Genomic DNA, 17,499 nt, shown 5'->3' with positions numbered 1-17,499 from the left:
AATGAAAACGACGGTTGAGTGGAATCAAGACGTACATTTTACAGCTAAAACTGGCTCTGGCTTTACTATTGAAATGGATGGTAGCCAAGAAAAAGGCTCAAGACCAATGGAGCTATTGTTAGCCGGTCTTGGTGGATGTACTTCTTATGATGTAGTCAATATTCTTAAGAAAGCACGTCAAGATGTTGTCTCTTGTGTTGCCGAAATTGATGCAGATAGAGCTGATACAGTGCCATCTGTTTTTACTGAGATTCGCGTTAAATTTATTGTGACAGGCAGTAAGCTAAAAGAATCTGCTGTGGCTAAAGCGGTAAAACTATCTGCAGAGCAGTATTGCTCTGCTTCTTTGATGCTAGAAAAAGGTGGCGTTAAGATAGTACATAGCTTTGAGATTAAAGAAGCTTAATAAGCCGTTTTAATCATGCTAATAAAAAAAGGCCATTAGGCCTTTTTTTATGTCTTAAATTTATTCAGCAATCTTTCTTCTAAAAGTTTGTTCTTAACATCATGCTGTTTCTGACATCAGACTAATTCTGTCCAAGCTAATAGAGGAAGTTTGAGCATTCTGTTCGCAAGGAGAGCCGTCAATATAGTGAAAGCTACTGCTAAATTCTTGAATGGACATATGGCTAAAACTAACTGTGCAAGCATCTTCTCTATGCATACATACAGACCATTTCGACTTTTCTGGGTAATGGGAAGCATGATATGACTTTAGTTGATCAATACAGGCCGTTCTACCTTGAAAATATTGTCTAAAGGTTTCTTGCCTTGCTTGCGACACTTGAGGGAATTCCACACCAGACGAGGTGTAAGGGGATTCAATAATAAGGTCAGTTAATTGAATGCCATCCCAGCACACACTAATAGGATGAGCTTGGTCTGGTATAAAGATGACTAAAGTGAAAGGGGCATAATGCTGGCAGTTTAAATGTTTTATATGATCTAACACCTTATCAGCCTTACTAAGCGCTAAAAGATCTTTAACTAACAAGCCACGACTTATTAGTTCTGTCTTAGGTGTAATACCTTGATAGAAGTTTAATAAGCATATTCCAACACCAGAATCTGTTACACCTATCCAGCTACCACCGGAATTACGATCGGTTGGCATAATATACTGGTTACCAGAAGCGGTTTTATAGCGCTCAGGTAGCGAAGCAATTAATCGTGTTCTTTGTTCATCACGATTAAAAAAGACTTCGTATCCAGTATTGGTTTTAAGCCAGCTAAGTGTGCACATTGAGTTATCCTGAAGTTATTGGTCTTGTTGACGTAAAAAGGTTGCTGTTGCAGGTGCTAAACCATAATGTTCAGGCACTTCTATTTCTTGCAAACGCATATTCATACTAATAATGGCAATATGATGAATGCTGTGGCTTGCCACAAAAATTAGCTCTCTATGTAAATTAGATTGAGCAAAATCCGATTTCGTTTCAGCTAAGCAAACTTCAGACACTAGACTGAGCTTTTGCTCAATATCCTTCTCATCTAGATTGATGAGCCAGTTGCTAAGCTCGTCTAATTCTGCAAGAGCTGTTTGTCTTGATTGCTCTACAAGAGCGCCTCTACGTCGCCAATTATAGTCAATGTGACTATTCTCTAAGCCTTGAATCAAAGTAAAGTAGTTATCAATAATATGTCTTAAGTGCTGACCTATGCTGCTTTGTAAATAGGGTGTATACACTTGGGTATAGGCGCTATCAGATAAGCGTTCAACGATTTCTTTGGCTTGTTTAAGGCCTTCTAGATTACCTTTAATAACTGGAAGCATCTGATCTACTCGCTTTTCTCGTAATGACATAAATAACGTTTTGCTTGTTCATTGCCCATGTATTTGCCCAACATGCGTTCAGGCACGTCCGGTAAATTTACTAGAATTAATCCATCAACCGTTTGATTGAAGTCTGGATCAACATTGAAACTGACGAATCGTCCTTTTAAAGCAAGGTATTGTCTGATTAAAACGGGGAGACCTTTACCTTTTTCCAAGCGAGAGACAAGGTTGGACAGTAATTGCAAATCGCCTAAGCCACTAAGCAAACTTAGGGACCAGAAAGGCTTTTTACTAGGTAATAGAGGGTTCGTTGCTTTGACTAAATTTGCCGATTCGGAATCGTAATAATGTGCTGTTAAACATTGCACAATAAGCTGATGCGTAAGGGTTTGGTATTCACCGCTGATGCTAACTGGGCCAAATAGAGTCTGATAGCTAGGGTTCCTGGCAACAAAGGTGCCTATACCTTTCCATAAGAGTAATAAGGCCGACAGGCTGCGTTGATAAGGAGCGTCAATGACTGATCGGCCCATCTCAATCGACTTGCCTTGTAAGTTAAGGAAGTTGTCATCAAAGTCGAATAAAGTACGGCTATAAAGCCCTTTAATTCCTTTTTTATCTAGTATTTGATCAACTAAGCCTAAGCGATATGCACCAGCGATGACTTTCTCGTCTGTATCCCAAATGAAGAGGTGCATGTAATCTTGATCGAACTCATCAAGGTCAATCGATTTGCCAGTGCCTTCTCCCACTACCCGGAAATTACGCTCACGCATAATACCAATTTGTTGCAGTATCGGACCCATATGCTCAGAGCTACTGATGAAAACACTAAACTGTTTTTGTTCAAGTAGCAGGCTGTCTTCAGGTAGTGCTGTAATGGCCTCTTGTAATACATCAGCACCAATATCTGCTTCGATTTCTAATGGATTCTCAAGTGCGTTTAGTGGGCTGTTTTCACTAAGATTACTTTGCTCAATAACATAAGTGTTAAGGCGAAGGTAGTTGGTGATGTCATCCACATTATTGAGTTTTGAAAACTCAGAGTTAGGGATAAGGTTCCCCCCGTAAATAGGGATCTCTTTGCCTTTTTTATTGAGTAACTCACGTCCTAAAAGCAGGGTACGTAAACGTGGGTGTACTTTTCCTGCTAGGTAAAATGCCTTGGAGTTTTGACCGCCAATAAATACAGGAAGACAAGCCGCTTTATGCTTTTGAGCTAGCTTACCGACAAGCCTATTCCACTCTTTATCTTGCAGTTGGTTTGTCTCATTATCATAAGTAGATACCTCACCTGCAGGGAAAATTAACAATGCACCTTGGTTAGCTAGGTGTTTATGGGCCTGCTTAATCGCCTTTAAGTTAGCTTTCATTGCTTCTGGGCCTTCAAATACATCAACGCCAATAAACAAGGAAGAAAGCTCTGGAATGCGTTTTAGGAAGTGATTAGCCATTACCAGTAGATCTGATCGATAAGCGAGTAAGATCTTAGCCAGAATAACACCTTCAACTCCACCAAGAGGGTGGTTCGCGACGATCAATAGAGGGCCAGAAGCTGGGATGTTATCCTGATCAAGCCTGTGGGTCTGATAGCTAATACCTAGTGCATCTAGAGTATGAGTTAAAAAAGACTCTGTACTGGCGTTAGAAGGACGATCCAAATAGTGTTTATGTAAGCTTTTTAAGCCTGTCATGCTTTCTATTGCTGGGGCGAACCATTTTAAGGTTTTCGACCTAGGTAGCAAAAATGGGCTTGTTTCAATCTCAGTATTCATTTCGTTGCTAGTTGCCATACATGTATCTCAAATTAATTGTGCAGCTAAGTATCTTGCTTATGTTACTTTTCATTTGGTTAGTCGGTTGAAGGATAGTCCTTAACCCAACGTTTTTCTTCTTGCCAAGCCTTATAAAGCTGTAAAAGAGAAGGAGGCTTATGTCCTTCTTTTCGTTGTAAATAACCAATTTTAAATAGAATTTGATATTGCTTTAATAAGGTTTTGAAGGCTTCTGCAAGGCTTGTTCGACTGTCCCAAATATGAGTTGCTTCACTACTTGCACCATTCATTTCTAAGATCTGGTAGTTTTTACCAGCCATAAGATCATCAATATTTTTAAATTTGAGATCTAAGCGTCCAAAGTGATAGCCAGGAACGCCATCAAAGAAAGTATCTAAAGATTGTGTCAAAGCATCGGTTATATATTCATTACCGTTGCGAAAAATACTGCCGCGACTATGGCTACCTGCAAAAGCAAGGCGGAAGGCTTCATCTTTGGCTAATACTGTCTCTAGCTTGTCTGCATGACGATCTAGATAGATATGAGATAGCTTTCCTGCTCTTTTATCTGCCATGATTAATTGCTTTAAGGTACTTACGCCATCACCGATTACCCAAGGCGTATATTTCAAGGTGATAGAAATAATCTTGCCTTGTTTTTGACCTGGGTAACGAATATAAAAAATACCCGCTTCAGCTTGGTATTGTGATCTCTCTTGTAAGAGTAGCTTAGCTCCCAGTGGAAAAGCCTTAAGATAATCCACTAGTTGTACTTCTTGGTTAATTAGCCTTACGCCAGCACCACGACACCCTAAGTCTGGTTTGGCAACCAGAGGAAGGGAAAGGCCTTTTTGGTAGTATTTATCTAAAGCTTGATTCGCATCAGCTTCAGCCGTCTCTGCCTCACCTCTATGATAGGTGGTGAATTGGCAAATAGACTTTGAAGAGGCGTCCGATGCTAGATCTAAAATATCCGACTTTGATTCACCAACCATGCCTGATAGAGGAATACTTGGGTTGGCAATCAGTGGAAGACTTAAGCTTCTGTATCTCGCGCTTAATAATAGCCATTGGATAATCACGGGGGTGTACATGGCCCATGCAGGCCAAAACTCAAAAAATGAGGTGATGTTATCGCTCACCTCAAGAGGAGGCATACCTTCATTAATACCTTTTGGTAATGGGATGCTGTGTGTTTTCAAACTGAAGGCTCCTTAGTGATGGCCTGGCTAACTTGTCTATTAGCAAAATAAATAATTAAAAGTAGAACTGGGGCAAGCGCCCAACGCCAAGCTGAATCAGTTAGCCATAGGGCATCACCAATGAAGAAGATGGCGCTGTAGATAAAGATACACCATAGCGCAGTGGCACTCATGACAGAAAGGAAAAAGACTTTCAGGTCGACTTTTAATGCACCACAGGCTAAGTAGCTAATACTTCTTAACCCTGGAATGAAACGAATGATGAAGATTGACCAAAAAGCAGTCTTTTGTAATCGTTTACTAATCTCGATACCTGTCTTTGATTCCAGTCGTTTTTTAGCCCACTGAATTCTGTGGCTTGATTTGCCTAAGTAGTAAAGAATTAAGTCACCACTGGCGATACCAATAAAAATAGATATTAGACCTGCTGTGTATGAGAGGCTGCCTTCAACCCCTAAAAGAGCAGCGCTAATAATCGCAGCATCTTCTAGAAGATATGACATCAAAATGATGCCTATAAAGAGCAAAGCTGGGTTTTGAGTCCAGTTAATGAGCATTTCTATCATTAGCTTGTCCAGGGATATTAAATAACTTCAGTTAGGACATTCTGGTATATAAAAAGTTCAGTTGATTGTAAAGAAAGTGAAAGGATTAGATTTAAATTAGGAATAACGAAAGGGGGATGGTGTCCTCACCAGGACTCGAACCTGGAATAGCCGCTTAGGAGGCGGCAGGTATATCCTGTTTACCTATGAGGACTTAGTATGTGTGCGATTTTATACCTTAATTTTGTGCTTATTTCAATTATTAGTCATTGATTATAAACAGTTAATTAGGCACTTCCGATAATGTGTTTACTGCTGATAGGTCGACTATCTCCCGTAGCAGTGTAAACCCTGTGTTTCTTGTTTTGGCCTTTAAGGATTTCTAGCATAGCTTGATTGCGGCGGCGAACAGAACTTAATACTCTTTCGTTAGCAAAATTTTTGCCTTTGCATTGAACCAGTAACTCTTCACACTCTTCAACTAGTAGTCGGGTTTCATCATCGGGCGACTGTTGAGATAGCCAGTTTTTAAATGCACCTGGCTCAGGCTTTCTAGGGTTGATAACCCCAAATTTGCAGAGGATCTTGTGTTGCTTCTCTCCAAGTGAGTCTAATTCGTCAATGGCAGACTGTTTAGCATCAGATATTTCTTGGATACGAGTAGTATTTAAAGAGCCAAAAGCAGCTCTTTCTTGCGTCAGAAGATCAAGAAGAATATTTAATAATTCTATATTTCGCTTAAGGACAGGGATGAGAGGCAGCATGGCAATAAGTGTGTCTTAGGCCTAAAACATTGAGTCCATAGCAACCATATTGCTCGCCAATTTCTCTGAGTCAACTTTATATTGACCAGATGAGATAGCAAGCTTAATTTGCTCGACCTTAGCCATATCCATATCTGGCATGCTATTGATCTTGCTTTGATGGCTTTGCATCGATTGAGCTGCACCACTTAGCTTTACTGTGTCGTCAGTAAGTGTGCCACTTTTTTCTGCTTGAACAGATTTACTTGACTCTTGTTCGTCGTTAGATTTTTGTAATCTATCGTTCTTTGTTACGCTGGGTTGATTGCCATACCCATTGATATTAAATGCCATTTTGTTTCGCCTCTAAGTTTTTGCCTAAAACTTTTTACCTGCCTAACATTTTAATCGGCATATTGACCTATAACTTTAGGTATTTAATGAATAAATACAAAGTTATTTTAATCTCTTCACTGATTTCCTAATAGTTTACTCGAATCTCGGCTTCAGAAACAACTTTACCGTACACAAAACGACCAGAACTTACATTTTTAACTTTAATTTGTTGTCCGAGTGTACCGTCTTCGGCCGCAACCCCATTCATTTTGACGTTAATTAAGCCGCTTTGAGCTGAAATGAGTACGTTTTGACCTCGTTTAACAATAATTGGAAGTTCAGTTAATTCTTTGGTTATAAAGGTATTTATATTTATGTTACGTTTTGCAATGAGGCCGTAAGGCGGTGAAGAGGGCGAGTAAACTTGCCCTCTAACTTGCGTTAAATCAACCTTATCTAACACAGTATTGCTTGCGTCAATTGTTTGTTTTCTTCTGATTGGAGCGATTGCTTTTATTGCTTCAACAAGAATTTTTTGGGATACGGGAATAAAAGATTTCCACTCAGGTTGTTGGCAAGATATTGCGTAAGTTGTTCTTTTCTTTGAGTTTACTCTTTGGTTTTCGACTGATATCGCCTGATCACATGCCGGAAGGTAATTTAACCCACCTCTATTTTCTAAGCTGATAATAATTTCTGCATTGGGGTAACTAGAAGCGAGTCTAGGTAGTTCAATGTTTTTAATAAAATAGTTAATTTGTTCTTCTGTTGTTGCTGCAAAAACATTGTTGCACAACAACGCAAATATGATTGAAATTAACTTGTATTGCTTCATAGAGCAGTTATTTCCATAAAAAATTAAAAGTGGGCGTTAAAGGGATTAGTAAAATAACAGAATTCACTCTATCATTGGACGATATATTCTATTTAAGAGTTTAATCTCAAATCGTGTCATCACAAGTAGGAGGCATTTATGGCCGGAGTTCTCGAAAGCGTTAATCAGCGTACCCAATTAGTTGGGGAGAACCGCCTTGAGTTATTGCTATTTCGCTTGAATGGAAAGCAAGTGTATGGAATCAATGTTTTTAAAGTTAAGGAAGTTTTACAGTGCCCTAAGTTAACAAGCATGCCTCACAGTAGCCCTGTTGTTCGTGGTGTAGCGCATATTCGAGGTGGAACTATTCCCATTCTTGATCTCGGCTTGGCGACTGGAGACAGTCCAATTGAAAATATTGATCAATGCTTTGTCATTATTACTGAATATAATCGCAGAATTCAGGGCTTTTTGGTTAAAGGTGTTGAGCGTATTGTTAATATGAACTGGAGCGATATTCAGCCACCACCAAAAGGACTTTCAAACGATAACTACCTAACAGCCGTGTGTCAGGTAGAAAAAGAAATGGTCGAAATTATTGATGTTGAACAAATTCTTTCTGAAGTTGCTCCAACTAAACAAAATATTTCGACTGGTATTGTCAGTGAAGAGTTCCAAACAGAAGCGGTTAAACACCACATCTTAATTGTTGACGATTCCAGCGTGGCCCGTAAACAGATTAAGCGTTGTATGGAAGATGTTGGTTTTGCCACAACCGTTTTATGTGACGGTCGTGAGGCAATCGACTTCTTGAGAAATATGGCGGATGACGGTGGTGATGTTACTAAAGAATTCTCCATGATTATTTCTGATATTGAGATGCCTGAAATGGATGGCTATACCCTCACAACTGAAATCAGGAACGATAGTCGACTACAAGAACTTTTCATCCTATTACATACTTCATTAAGTGGTGTATTTAATGAGGCCATGGTTAAGAAAGTAGGCGCAGATGGATTCTTGGCAAAATTCCAACCGGATGAATTAGCTAAAATTGCGATCGAGGCAATTGAAAAGCAAGTTGAAGCAAGTTAATGCTCAAAGAGTTAATCTTTGGTGCTATTAACTGCATTGGAAAGACATGGTGTCGGGGGCTAGATGCTGAGTAGTACAAATGCCATAACTCCTCAGGGGTATGAACATTTTCGCAATTACCTAGAACAAGCCTGTGGCATTTTGCTTAGTGATAATAAGCAATATCTTGTTGCGAGCCGTTTGGGGAAATTGTTGGAGCGAGAGGGCTTTACTAAGCTCGAACAATTGGTTGAGGCATTAAAGAAGTTCGGAAGTGCTAAATTAAAAGAAGAAGTAATAAATGCGATGACAACAAATGAAACCTTATGGTTTCGTGATGCTCATCCATTTAATATTTTGAAAGATAGAATACTTCCTGAAAAGGGCAAGTCTGCCTTGAGGATTTGGTCAGCAGCAGCATCAACAGGGCAAGAAGCATACTCTATTAGTATGGTTATTGATGAGTTTAAAGCCTCAAACCCTGGTGTTTTAAGAGCTGGCGAGAAAATTATAGCGACAGATATTTGTACTAATATATTAGCTCACGCAAAGCAGGCTGAATATGACCATCTTGCTATTGCTCGTGGACTCGCTGTAGATAGGCAAAAAAAGTATTTTGATAAACAAGAGAATGGATCTTGGAAAATCAAATCAGCAATAAGTAGTCGAGTTGACTTTAGATACTTAAATTTAATCGAAAGCTATACAGCGTTAGGTAAGTTTGATGTGATCTTTTGTCGAAATGTATTGATCTATTTTTCTGCGGATTTGAAGTTGGATATCTTAACGAGAATGCATAAGGCGCTTAACCCTGGAGGTTATTTATTTTTAGGGGGCTCTGAAGCGTTAAGTGGTTTGTCGGATATGTTTGAAATAGTCCAATGTCACCCGGGTATTGTTTATCGTGCTAAATAGTTTCACCTGAATTAGGTGACGCTAAAAAATTTAAAAAGTCAGCTATCTAGGTAGCTGGCTTTTTTATTGCCTGTTTTTTGCCAATGGCAGCAGGCTTGTCTCCTATTTTTGTTTGCCGCATGCCTTCCTTCACTTTGTTGCCGCTTTTTGCCGTTCAAGCTCAAAACTAATTTGAGTTAATGCGTTTCTATTAGCTTTGCGGGCTTATTTAAATTGGCATCATAATTGCTTTATCAAGAGACCCAATGAATTGAATGAAGAAAAGAGGCTTAATAAATGGCAATTTCGTTTGATAGTGCTTTTGCAGGTCATGATAAGTTTTTAAAATTTCGAAGTGATCGTGCGGCTGTTCTTGCGAATAATATTGCTAATGCAGACACCCCAAACTTTAAAGCGCGTGATATTAGCTTTTCATCTGCTATGTCTAGGGCTCAGGGTGATGCTTTAAAAATGCGTTCAACCAATTCTAAGCATTTTGATTTAGCTTCTAGTTCAATTCGTGAAGATGAAGATTTATCGTACCGTGTGGCCTCCCAGCCTTCTTTGGATGGGAATACCGTAGATTTGCAAAGAGAGCAAGCTGAATTTGCTCAGAACTCTTTGCAGTTTGATACCAGCTTTATGTTTCTTGATCGAAAAATCAGTTCGATGAAGAAAGCTCTTAATGGAGGCTCATAAGAATGTCGCTTAATAATATCTTTGCTATTTCCGGTTCAGCGATGAGTGCTCAAACAGTACGTTTGAATACGGTTGCAAGTAACATTGCTAATGCTGAAACGGTTGCAAGTTCTGAAGATCAAACCTACCGAGCTCGTAAGCCTGTCTTTTCGACCATGATGCAAGAGTCTATGCGTGGTTATGGGTGGAATGAGGTTTCAAATGATGAGTTTGGAGCAGGTGTTGGTGTTGAGGTAAAAGGTATTGTTGAATCTGATGCACCTTTGCAGCCAAGGTATGAACCTGATCATCCAATGGCAAATGAGACTGGCTATGTCTACTATTCTAATGTGAACCCAGTAGAAGAAATGGCCGATATGATGTCCGCGTCAAGGTCATTTCAAACCAACGTTGAAGTGATGAATTCTGCTAAGAGTATGATGCAGAAAATGCTAACTCTTGGGCAAGCGTAGAGGTAGTTTATGGCAGATTTTGATGCTAGCTTAAGTGGGCTAATTTCTCAGTATGGTACGGATAATGCCAAGGTTAAGGCTGGAGTTGATGTTGAAGCAACTGAAGACTCCAAAGCGTTAACGGATACTGATGTTTTTATGACGCTTTATATTGAGCAACTAAAAGCGCAAGACCCCACAGCGCCCCAAGATACTAATAAGATGGTTTCTCAAATTGCTGAGATGAGTTCTCTTGAAGAGCTGTCAACTATTTCGACTCAACTGGAGTCTATGACGAGTGCATTAACCTCTAGTCAGGCTATTTCTGCATCGACACTCGTTGGTCAAAAAATCATGGCGAATACCAATGTTGCTACCTTAGATGAGGGTGGTGATGTGCCGGTTAAAATGAATATTCCTGAAGTGTCTTTGTCGACAACATTAGAAATACGTAATGCAGATGGGCAGCTTGTGCGTGATATGAATGTGCATGAAGAGTCATTTGTATGGGATGGCAAAGATAATGAAGGTAATGCATTAGCAGCCGGAGAATATAATTTTAAGGCTCTTTCTATTGATGGAGAGGGTGTAAAGACATCTTTAATGACTCGGCTTCCTGCCAAGATTGAAGGTGTAACGATTAGTGGCCCGAATGGTACAGAGTTGAATGTATCAGGGGTGGGCAAAATTGGATTAACTGAAGAGCTTGATATAGTTGGCTAAGTGAGAGGGTTATGGGTTTCAATACAGCATTATCTGGTATTAAAGCGTCTGCCGATGCATTAAGTGTAACGGGTGACAATATTGCCAACTCGGATACAACGGGTTTTAAGCAGTCTAGAATAGAGTTTGGTGATTTATATAATACCAGTGTTGTTGGTGCTGGTAGTAATAATACTATTGGTTCGGGTGTGAGTGTAAATAACATCGCGCAGGCTTTCTCTGCGGGTAATATTGCTTACACAGATAACAACCTTGATTTGGCTGTTGATGGCACAGGTTTCTTTGTTTTAAATCTAGGTGGAACACAAGCCTATACTCGTGCTGGTGATTTCAAATTAGATGCTGAGGGTTATCTTGTAACCAATGATGGTGCTAACGTAGAAGGTTATAATGCAGTTGATGGTATAGTGGGTGGTAACTTGGAAAACCTTCAAGTACCTACCGATAGAATTTCGCCACAAGCAACTGCAAATATCGAAATTCAGGTTAACCTTGATTCTGAGTCGAAGGATGTTCCGCCTTATATTGAGGCTGATTTTGATCCTAATGATCCTGAGACTTATGACTTTACCCAAACTCAGACGATAACTGATGCTGCTGGTGCTAATCATATTATTACTTATTATTATGCTAAGTCTGAGTTGCCAAATACTTATCAGGTGCATGCCAGTGTTGATGGTGCTGCGACAGATGATACAGGTGCTGCTTGGATGGTTGATCAATATGCCACCTTTAATGGTCCAGAAGAAGGTAAAGATCTTAATGGTGATGGTGTTAATGAAGAGCCGTTCCAGCTTCTATATATGGGAGCGGGTCAGCCAGATACGGCCAGTGTAACTAGCTTGGCGCAAACGCCTTTTGCTATTACGGGTACGTTAAATGGTGTGGCTATTGCTGATACCATGCTGGCAGCTAATGTTGTTCCGCCAATTAGTGTTGCGCGAGAAGCCTTTGATCCATCTGATCCAACCACATATACCTATGGTAATACTAAGACACTGTATGATGGTCTAGGTGAAGAGCATACCCTTGGTTATTACTTTATTAAGCAGGGTGAAAATAACACCTATGAAATGGTGGTAACGGTTGATGGTAAAACCCAATATGAAGACCCAGTAACAGGAGAGCCGACCTCTTATATTCCTGAAGATGTGGTTGTGACCTTTGATACGGCAGGTAATATCTCTGGTGTGGCACAAGGTTTTCCGCCTTTTGCCGTGACCCAGCCTATTACGCTGGAAATTTCTGGTTTTGATCCAACCAATAGATCGGCGAAAATTCCTTTAGATTTGAATGGCTCGACTCAATTTGCCTTAAATAGTAGTGATGTTTTCGTGCAAGATGGTTTCACCGCGGGTGAACTGCAAGGTGTTTCGTTTGATGAAGAAGGCTACTTGATTGCAACTTATACTAACCAGCAAACGTCTGTGTTAGGTCAAATTGCCTTGGCTACTTTTGATAATACAGATGGTTTAACGCCTTCTGGTGATACCTCTTGGGTGGCTAGCTCTGACTCAGGTCAAGCGAACGTAGGTAAGCCAAATACGGGGACTTTAGGTAGTATTCAAGGTGGAGCGTTAGAGGAATCAAACGTGGATTTGACCTCTGAATTGGTTGCTTTAATTGAGGCGCAGCGAAACTATCAGGCGAACTCGAAAACCTTAGAAACAGAAAATACGGTGACTCAGACAATTATTAACCTGAGATAATTACCTGATTAAAATTATCTGACACCCTCTGTCAGATAATCTCCAAATAAAGGGGCTGACTATACTTGGCATGATGTTTGAATGCTAAGTGTAGTCTTTTTATTTGGAGTGCATAGAATGGATAGAGCCCTGTATCTAGCAATGAGTGGTGGTAAGCAAATCATGCAAGCCCAAACCATTCGCGCCAACAACCTTGCAAACGTTAATACAACAGGTTTTAGAGCTGATTTCGAGCAAGCTCGTGCTATGCCTGTGTATGGTGATCACTATGCAAGCCGTGTTTATTCTATGACAGAAAACCCAGCTACTCGTTATGAGTCTGGTGCCTTAATTCAAACAGACAGATCTCTTGATATTGCTATGAAAGATAGCGGCTTTATTGCTGTGCTTGATGCGCAGGGAAGCGAAGCTTATACACGTTCTGGTGATTTGCAGATTACTGCTAATGGGCAGTTAGTGAATGGCAGTGGTTTGCCTATTATGGGAGCGAGAGGGCCAATCTTTTTGCCGCCTATTGATAAAATATCCATTGGTGAAGACGGTACTATATCAATTATCCCAGAAGGTGGAACTGCCTCAGAAGTGGCGACTATTGGCCAGATCAAATTAGTTAACCCAGACACTCAATTAATTGAAAAAGGGCCTGATGGCTTGTTAAGAGCGAGAAGCGGTGCGCTGTTGGAGCAAGACTTTAATACAGAGCTTAAGTCTGGTTTTCTTGAAAGTAGTAATGTTAGTGCGGTGGAAGAGTTGACCAAGATTATGGGGCTTTCTCGCCAATTTGAAATGAATATTAAAGTAATGGATACGGTGCGAAACAATGGTAATGCATCGGCGCGTATTTTGCAGAGAAACGCATAATAGTATTTTTATAATAAGTATCGAATTTTTTAAGAGAGTTTAATATGCATCCAGCATTATGGGTAAGTAAGACAGGTCTTTCTGCAATGGATAAGCAGTTGTCTGTTATTTCAAACAACTTAGCAAACGTCTCTACTACAGGTTTTAAGAAAGATAGAGCAGTATTTGAAGATTTGCTTTATCACACAGTGCAGCAGCCAGGTGGTTTGCAATCTCAAAATACCCAGCTGCCTTCGGGTCTTCAAATGGGGGCTGGTGTAAGGGTGTCAGCAACGCAAAAGAACTTTGCTGAAGGTGACTATAATGTCACAGACAGAGACTTGGATGTTGCTATTCAAGGGCAAGGCTTTTTTCAGATCTTAATGCCAGATGGCAATATGGGTTATACCCGAGATGGTCAATTTCAGTTGAATTCAGAAGGTAGCTTAGTGACTTCCTCTGGTTTTTTGGTTGAGCCACAGATAACTATCCCTCAAGATGCTTCCTCAGTGACTATTGGTGACGATGGTACTGTTTCTATCGTAAGACAGGGTTCTGCAGATAGTGAAGGTGTGGGGCAGCTAACCCTAGCTGGTTTTATTAACCCTGAAGGTCTGTCTTCAATTGGTCAAAACCTTTTTGTTGAAACAGCAGCCAGCGGAGCACCTATTGTTGATGTACCTGGGACATCTGCTTTGGGTAATGTTAGACAAAATATGGTGGAAACATCGAACGTTAACTCAGTTGAGGAATTGGTTAATCTGATTACCGCTCAACGTGGTTACGAAATGAACTCAAAAGTTGTCTCAGCAGCAGATGGCATGATGAGTTTCGTTATTCAGCAGCTTTAGGTTTATTGATATGGCTATGGTCCGGTTTACGCTTTTATTGGCTCTGTTTCTTACTGGTTGTGCTTCATGGGAGCCGGAAGAAACAGCAGAAGAGGTTGTTGAAGAGCCTGCTGTTGAGGAAGTGGTAGAAGAGGAAGCACCTGTAGAAGAGGTGATTGAAGGGGAACCTGAGAAAGTCTTCGAACCTGCGCCTGAGCATGCTTATGTGCCTGAAGAAAGCGACCCTTTTAATGCGCCAGATATGAACTATGGACCAAGATCTGATGATCCCTATTATGCGCCTGTTATTAAATATGAAGCTCAGCCTTCACAAAATGTGAATGGTGGTATCTATAAAGTAGGGATGGGTGATGTCTTCTTTGGTAGTCAAACTGCCTCTCGTGTTGGCGATATTTTAACGATTAACTTGAGTGAAACAACCAGCTCTAGTAAATCTAATGATGCCTCTTTGACTAAGTCATCATCTGCTCAAGTTCAAAACCCTAGGGTTGTTGGTACTGAGGTGAATATTGATTCAGTCTTGCCGGATGGTGGGACCAACTTTGCCGGTAGTGCTGGTGCTAATCAGAGTAATAGTTTAAATGGCACTATCACTGTGACCGTGTATGATGTTTATCCAAATGGTGTGTTGGCGGTTCGAGGTGAGAAGTGGGTGACCTTGAATCGAGGTGATGAATATATACGATTAACAGGTATTATTCGTAAACAAGATATTAAGCCAAATAATACAATCGACTCTGCTCGTGTTGCTGATGCTCGTATTACTTATTCAGGTTCTGGTGAAATTGCCTCTGGTAGTGAGCAAGGTTGGGTAACTCGTCTATTGAATCGTGGTGTTGTACCGAATTAATTTGAAACCTGTTGGATTGATGACAATGAAATATTGCTTATTAATATGTGCTTTTTTTATCTCGATGATGGCGAATGCCGATCGACTAAAAGATATTTCATCTGTTGAGGGCGTGCGAGATAACCAATTGTTTGGTTATGGTTTGGTTATTGGGCTAAATGGAACAGGCGATAATAGTAACTTTACGGATCAAAGTTTCACAGGTATGTTGGCTCAGTTTGGTATTGTTATGCCGGAAGGGATTAACGCTAATTCTCAGAATGTTGCTGCCGTGTCTTTAACGGCAACCTTGCCTCCTTTCTCTAAGCCCGGTCAAAAAATTGATATCACAGCTTCCTCTATTGGTAGTGCCAGTAGTCTTCAAGGTGGAACTTTATTGTTATCTACTCTGAAAGGTGCTGATGGCCAAGTTTATGCGATAGCACAAGGTAATTTGGTTGTTGGTGGTCTGGGGAGTCAAGGTAATGATGGCTCAAGAACCTCTTTAAATATTCCAACCGTGGGGCGTATTCCCAATGGTGCCAGTGTTGAAAGGACTGTGCCTAATAGTTTTAATCGTGGTGATACGCTGACATTTAATTTGAATCGACCCGATTTCACAACAGCGAAACAAGTTTCGGATAGTATTAATGCCTTGCTAGGTCCAGGTGTTGCAAAAACACTAGATGCAACATCGATTCGTGTGTCAGCGCCAAGAGATCCAAGCCAAAGAGTTACCTTTCTATCTATTTTAGAGAATTTAGAAGTTGAGCTAGGTGAGGAGAGAGCCAAAATTGTTATTAACTCTCGAACGGGTACGATTATTATCGGTCAGCATGTGAAGGTTTCTCCTGCTGCTGTTACTCATGGCAGCCTAACAGTAACGATAAAAGCTCAAGCGGCTCCTGCTGTTCAAGGCGAGCCACTTACGGGTGGTGAAACTATTTATGCGCCACGACAAGAGATTGCGGTGAATGAAGATAGTGGGCATATGTTTTTATTTGGCCCTGGTGCTTCATTGAATGATATTGTGCGTGCGGTTAATCAGGTTGGGGCGGCGCCTGGTGATGTGATGGCTATTCTTGAAGGCTTAAAGCAAGCTGGCGCAATTAATGCTGATTTGGTGGTTATCTAAGGCTAAAAAATTATTTATGATAGAATCATAATTATGCTGTTTGCTTGGATCTTGATATGAATAACGTTAGTTCAAATGAGTTTTATGCCGATTTTAATGCTTTGGCAAAATTGAAAACGAGTGCGAAACAAGATCCGGAAGCCGCATTAAAGAAAGTTGCTCAAGAATTTGAGTCTATTTTTATTAATATGATGCTTAAGAATATGCGTCAAGCCAATGAAACCATTGGTTCTGATTTATTCTCTAGTAATGAGTCAAAGCAATATCAAGAAATGCTTGATTCCCAGATGGCTCAGTCTTTGTCTAAAGCTGGCGGTATGGGGATAGCAGATGCTCTTATTCGACAGTTTCAAGGACAAGGCGCTGCAACAGGCGCTAAACCTGGCTCCGAAACTGCTTTTTTAAATCAAGTCGCCACTCAAGACCTTGCACGTATTCAAGTGCTTGCTAAAAACGCTTCTCAAGATCTTATTTCTCAAGCTCAATCGGTTGCTGCGGATGAAGATATCGACCTCGCTAAAATAGTTGAGACTCTACAGTTAGATTTAAATACGAAGCAAACAGGTCAAACTGCTGAGCAAGTGGCTTTCAAATCACCTGAAGAGTTTATTCAAACGCTTTGGCCTCATGCTAAAGCCGCTGCTGAAAAGTTGGGGGTGAACCCTAAGGCAATTTTAGCGCAAGCAGCTTTAGAGACTGGTTGGGGTAAATATCCAATTGCTAAGCAAGATGGAAGTGCAAGCTATAACCTTTTTGGTATTAAAGCAGATGCAAGATGGCAAGGAGAAAGAGCTGTCGTGACTACGCTAGAATATGAGAATGGTGTTGCTAAAAAGCAAGTCGCTCCTTTTAGAGCTTATCAGTCATTTGCTCATAGCTTTGATGATTACGCTGATTTTTTAACGTCAAGTGATAGGTACAAAGGTGCCCTTTCTGCCGGAGATGATGTGGCAAGCTTTGCCGCAAATTTACAGCAAGGGGGTTATGCGACAGATCCTAAGTACAGTGAGAAAATACAAGGTATCGCTAAAAGCGAGTGGTTAGAGTCCCTCTAGCGCTTTTTTTCTCATATCTTCAAATTTGGTCAAGTTTTTGCATCCTAAGTCGATATATTAAATAAAT

The 17,499-nt window shown here is 40.4% G+C and carries 20 protein-coding genes and 1 tRNA gene; 12 read left to right on the top strand and 9 right to left on the bottom strand.

The window, feature by feature from the left end:
- Position 1: 1 nt before the first annotated feature.
- Entirely contained in the window at positions 2–406 is a 405-nt protein-coding gene (locus TW85_RS08050) for an OsmC family protein (RefSeq protein ID WP_046016601.1), read from the top strand.
- 99 nt (positions 407–505) lie between these two features.
- On the opposite strand, the gene TW85_RS08045 is transcribed toward TW85_RS08050, so the two are convergent.
- The 9 genes from TW85_RS08045 to flgA form a co-directional block, all read right to left on the bottom strand.
- The gene (locus tag TW85_RS08045; RefSeq protein WP_046016600.1) at positions 506–1,243 is read right to left on the bottom strand and encodes an NRDE family protein; all 738 of its coding nucleotides are present in this window, start codon (positions 1,241–1,243) and stop codon (positions 506–508) included.
- 15 nt (positions 1,244–1,258) lie between these two features.
- Positions 1,259–1,804 carry a DinB family protein gene (locus tag TW85_RS08040; RefSeq protein WP_046016599.1) on the bottom strand — a complete coding sequence of 182 codons (546 nt, stop codon included), beginning with the start codon at positions 1,802–1,804 and terminating at the stop codon, positions 1,259–1,261.
- On the bottom strand, positions 1,780–3,570 hold the full coding sequence (locus TW85_RS08035; protein WP_202904841.1) for a GNAT family N-acyltransferase: 1,791 nt from the start codon (positions 3,568–3,570) through the stop codon (positions 1,780–1,782). Before TW85_RS08035 ends, TW85_RS08040 begins: the two co-directional genes overlap by 25 nt.
- A 59-nt stretch (positions 3,571–3,629) precedes the next feature.
- Positions 3,630–4,754, bottom strand: a complete 1,125-nt coding sequence (locus TW85_RS08030; RefSeq protein WP_084616192.1) for a D-alanine--D-alanine ligase — start codon at positions 4,752–4,754, stop codon at positions 3,630–3,632.
- On the bottom strand, positions 4,751–5,320 hold the full coding sequence (locus TW85_RS08025; protein WP_046016598.1) for a VTT domain-containing protein: 570 nt from the start codon (positions 5,318–5,320) through the stop codon (positions 4,751–4,753). Before TW85_RS08025 ends, TW85_RS08030 begins: the two co-directional genes overlap by 4 nt.
- A 117-nt stretch (positions 5,321–5,437) precedes the next feature.
- A tRNA-Arg gene (locus TW85_RS08020) sits at positions 5,438–5,513 on the bottom strand.
- 73 nt (positions 5,514–5,586) lie between these two features.
- Positions 5,587–6,063 (bottom strand): flagellar export chaperone FlgN, encoded by a 477-nt coding sequence (gene flgN / locus TW85_RS08015; protein ID WP_046016597.1) that lies wholly within the window; start codon positions 6,061–6,063, stop codon positions 5,587–5,589.
- A 21-nt stretch (positions 6,064–6,084) separates the two neighbouring features.
- Positions 6,085–6,396 carry a flagellar biosynthesis anti-sigma factor FlgM gene (gene flgM, locus TW85_RS08010; RefSeq protein WP_046016596.1) on the bottom strand — a complete coding sequence of 104 codons (312 nt, stop codon included), beginning with the start codon at positions 6,394–6,396 and terminating at the stop codon, positions 6,085–6,087.
- A 127-nt stretch (positions 6,397–6,523) separates the two neighbouring features.
- The gene (flgA, locus tag TW85_RS08005; protein WP_046016595.1) at positions 6,524–7,213 is read right to left on the bottom strand and encodes a flagellar basal body P-ring formation chaperone FlgA; all 690 of its coding nucleotides are present in this window, start codon (positions 7,211–7,213) and stop codon (positions 6,524–6,526) included.
- Between the two features lie 138 nt (positions 7,214–7,351).
- On the opposite strand from flgA, the gene TW85_RS08000 reads away from it, so the two are divergent.
- The 11 genes from TW85_RS08000 to flgJ all read left to right on the top strand — a co-directional run bounded on the left by TW85_RS08000 (position 7,352) and on the right by flgJ (position 17,432).
- The gene (locus tag TW85_RS08000) at positions 7,352–8,287 is read left to right on the top strand and encodes a chemotaxis protein CheV (RefSeq protein ID WP_046016594.1); all 936 of its coding nucleotides are present in this window, start codon (positions 7,352–7,354) and stop codon (positions 8,285–8,287) included.
- Between the two features lie 63 nt (positions 8,288–8,350).
- Positions 8,351–9,181 carry a protein-glutamate O-methyltransferase CheR gene (locus tag TW85_RS07995; protein ID WP_046016593.1) on the top strand — a complete coding sequence of 277 codons (831 nt, stop codon included), beginning with the start codon at positions 8,351–8,353 and terminating at the stop codon, positions 9,179–9,181.
- A 276-nt stretch (positions 9,182–9,457) separates the two neighbouring features.
- Positions 9,458–9,859, top strand: a complete 402-nt coding sequence (gene flgB, locus TW85_RS07990; RefSeq protein ID WP_046016592.1) for a flagellar basal body rod protein FlgB — start codon at positions 9,458–9,460, stop codon at positions 9,857–9,859.
- Positions 9,860–9,861: 2 nt separating this feature from the next.
- Entirely contained in the window at positions 9,862–10,311 is a 450-nt protein-coding gene (gene flgC, locus TW85_RS07985) for a flagellar basal body rod protein FlgC (RefSeq protein WP_046016591.1), read from the top strand.
- A gap of 9 nt (positions 10,312–10,320) precedes the next feature.
- Entirely contained in the window at positions 10,321–11,013 is a 693-nt protein-coding gene (locus tag TW85_RS07980) for a flagellar hook capping FlgD N-terminal domain-containing protein (RefSeq protein ID WP_046016590.1), read from the top strand.
- An 11-nt stretch (positions 11,014–11,024) separates the two neighbouring features.
- The gene (locus TW85_RS07975) at positions 11,025–12,722 is read left to right on the top strand and encodes a flagellar hook-basal body complex protein (protein WP_046016589.1); all 1,698 of its coding nucleotides are present in this window, start codon (positions 11,025–11,027) and stop codon (positions 12,720–12,722) included.
- Between the two features lie 117 nt (positions 12,723–12,839).
- Complete coding sequence (locus tag TW85_RS07970; protein ID WP_046016588.1) at positions 12,840–13,583, top strand: flagellar basal body rod protein FlgF; 744 nt, start codon at positions 12,840–12,842, stop codon at positions 13,581–13,583.
- Between the two features lie 44 nt (positions 13,584–13,627).
- Positions 13,628–14,413: a flagellar basal-body rod protein FlgG gene (gene flgG, locus TW85_RS07965; RefSeq protein ID WP_046016587.1), complete on the top strand. Its 786-nt coding sequence runs from the start codon at positions 13,628–13,630 to the stop codon at positions 14,411–14,413.
- 10 nt (positions 14,414–14,423) lie between these two features.
- Positions 14,424–15,263 carry a flagellar basal body L-ring protein FlgH gene (locus TW85_RS07960; RefSeq protein ID WP_052702007.1) on the top strand — a complete coding sequence of 280 codons (840 nt, stop codon included), beginning with the start codon at positions 14,424–14,426 and terminating at the stop codon, positions 15,261–15,263.
- Positions 15,264–15,288: 25 nt separating this feature from the next.
- On the top strand, positions 15,289–16,377 hold the full coding sequence (locus tag TW85_RS07955; RefSeq protein ID WP_046016586.1) for a flagellar basal body P-ring protein FlgI: 1,089 nt from the start codon (positions 15,289–15,291) through the stop codon (positions 16,375–16,377).
- Between the two features lie 56 nt (positions 16,378–16,433).
- Positions 16,434–17,432: a flagellar assembly peptidoglycan hydrolase FlgJ gene (flgJ, locus tag TW85_RS07950; RefSeq protein WP_046016585.1), complete on the top strand. Its 999-nt coding sequence runs from the start codon at positions 16,434–16,436 to the stop codon at positions 17,430–17,432.
- Positions 17,433–17,499 lie beyond the last annotated feature (67 nt).

Source organism: Marinomonas sp. S3726, assembly GCF_000967665.1.
GTDB lineage: Bacteria > Pseudomonadota > Gammaproteobacteria > Pseudomonadales > Marinomonadaceae > Marinomonas.
Note: the sequence above shows the minus strand (reverse complement) of the source record. Positions and strands in the feature narration are given on the sequence as shown.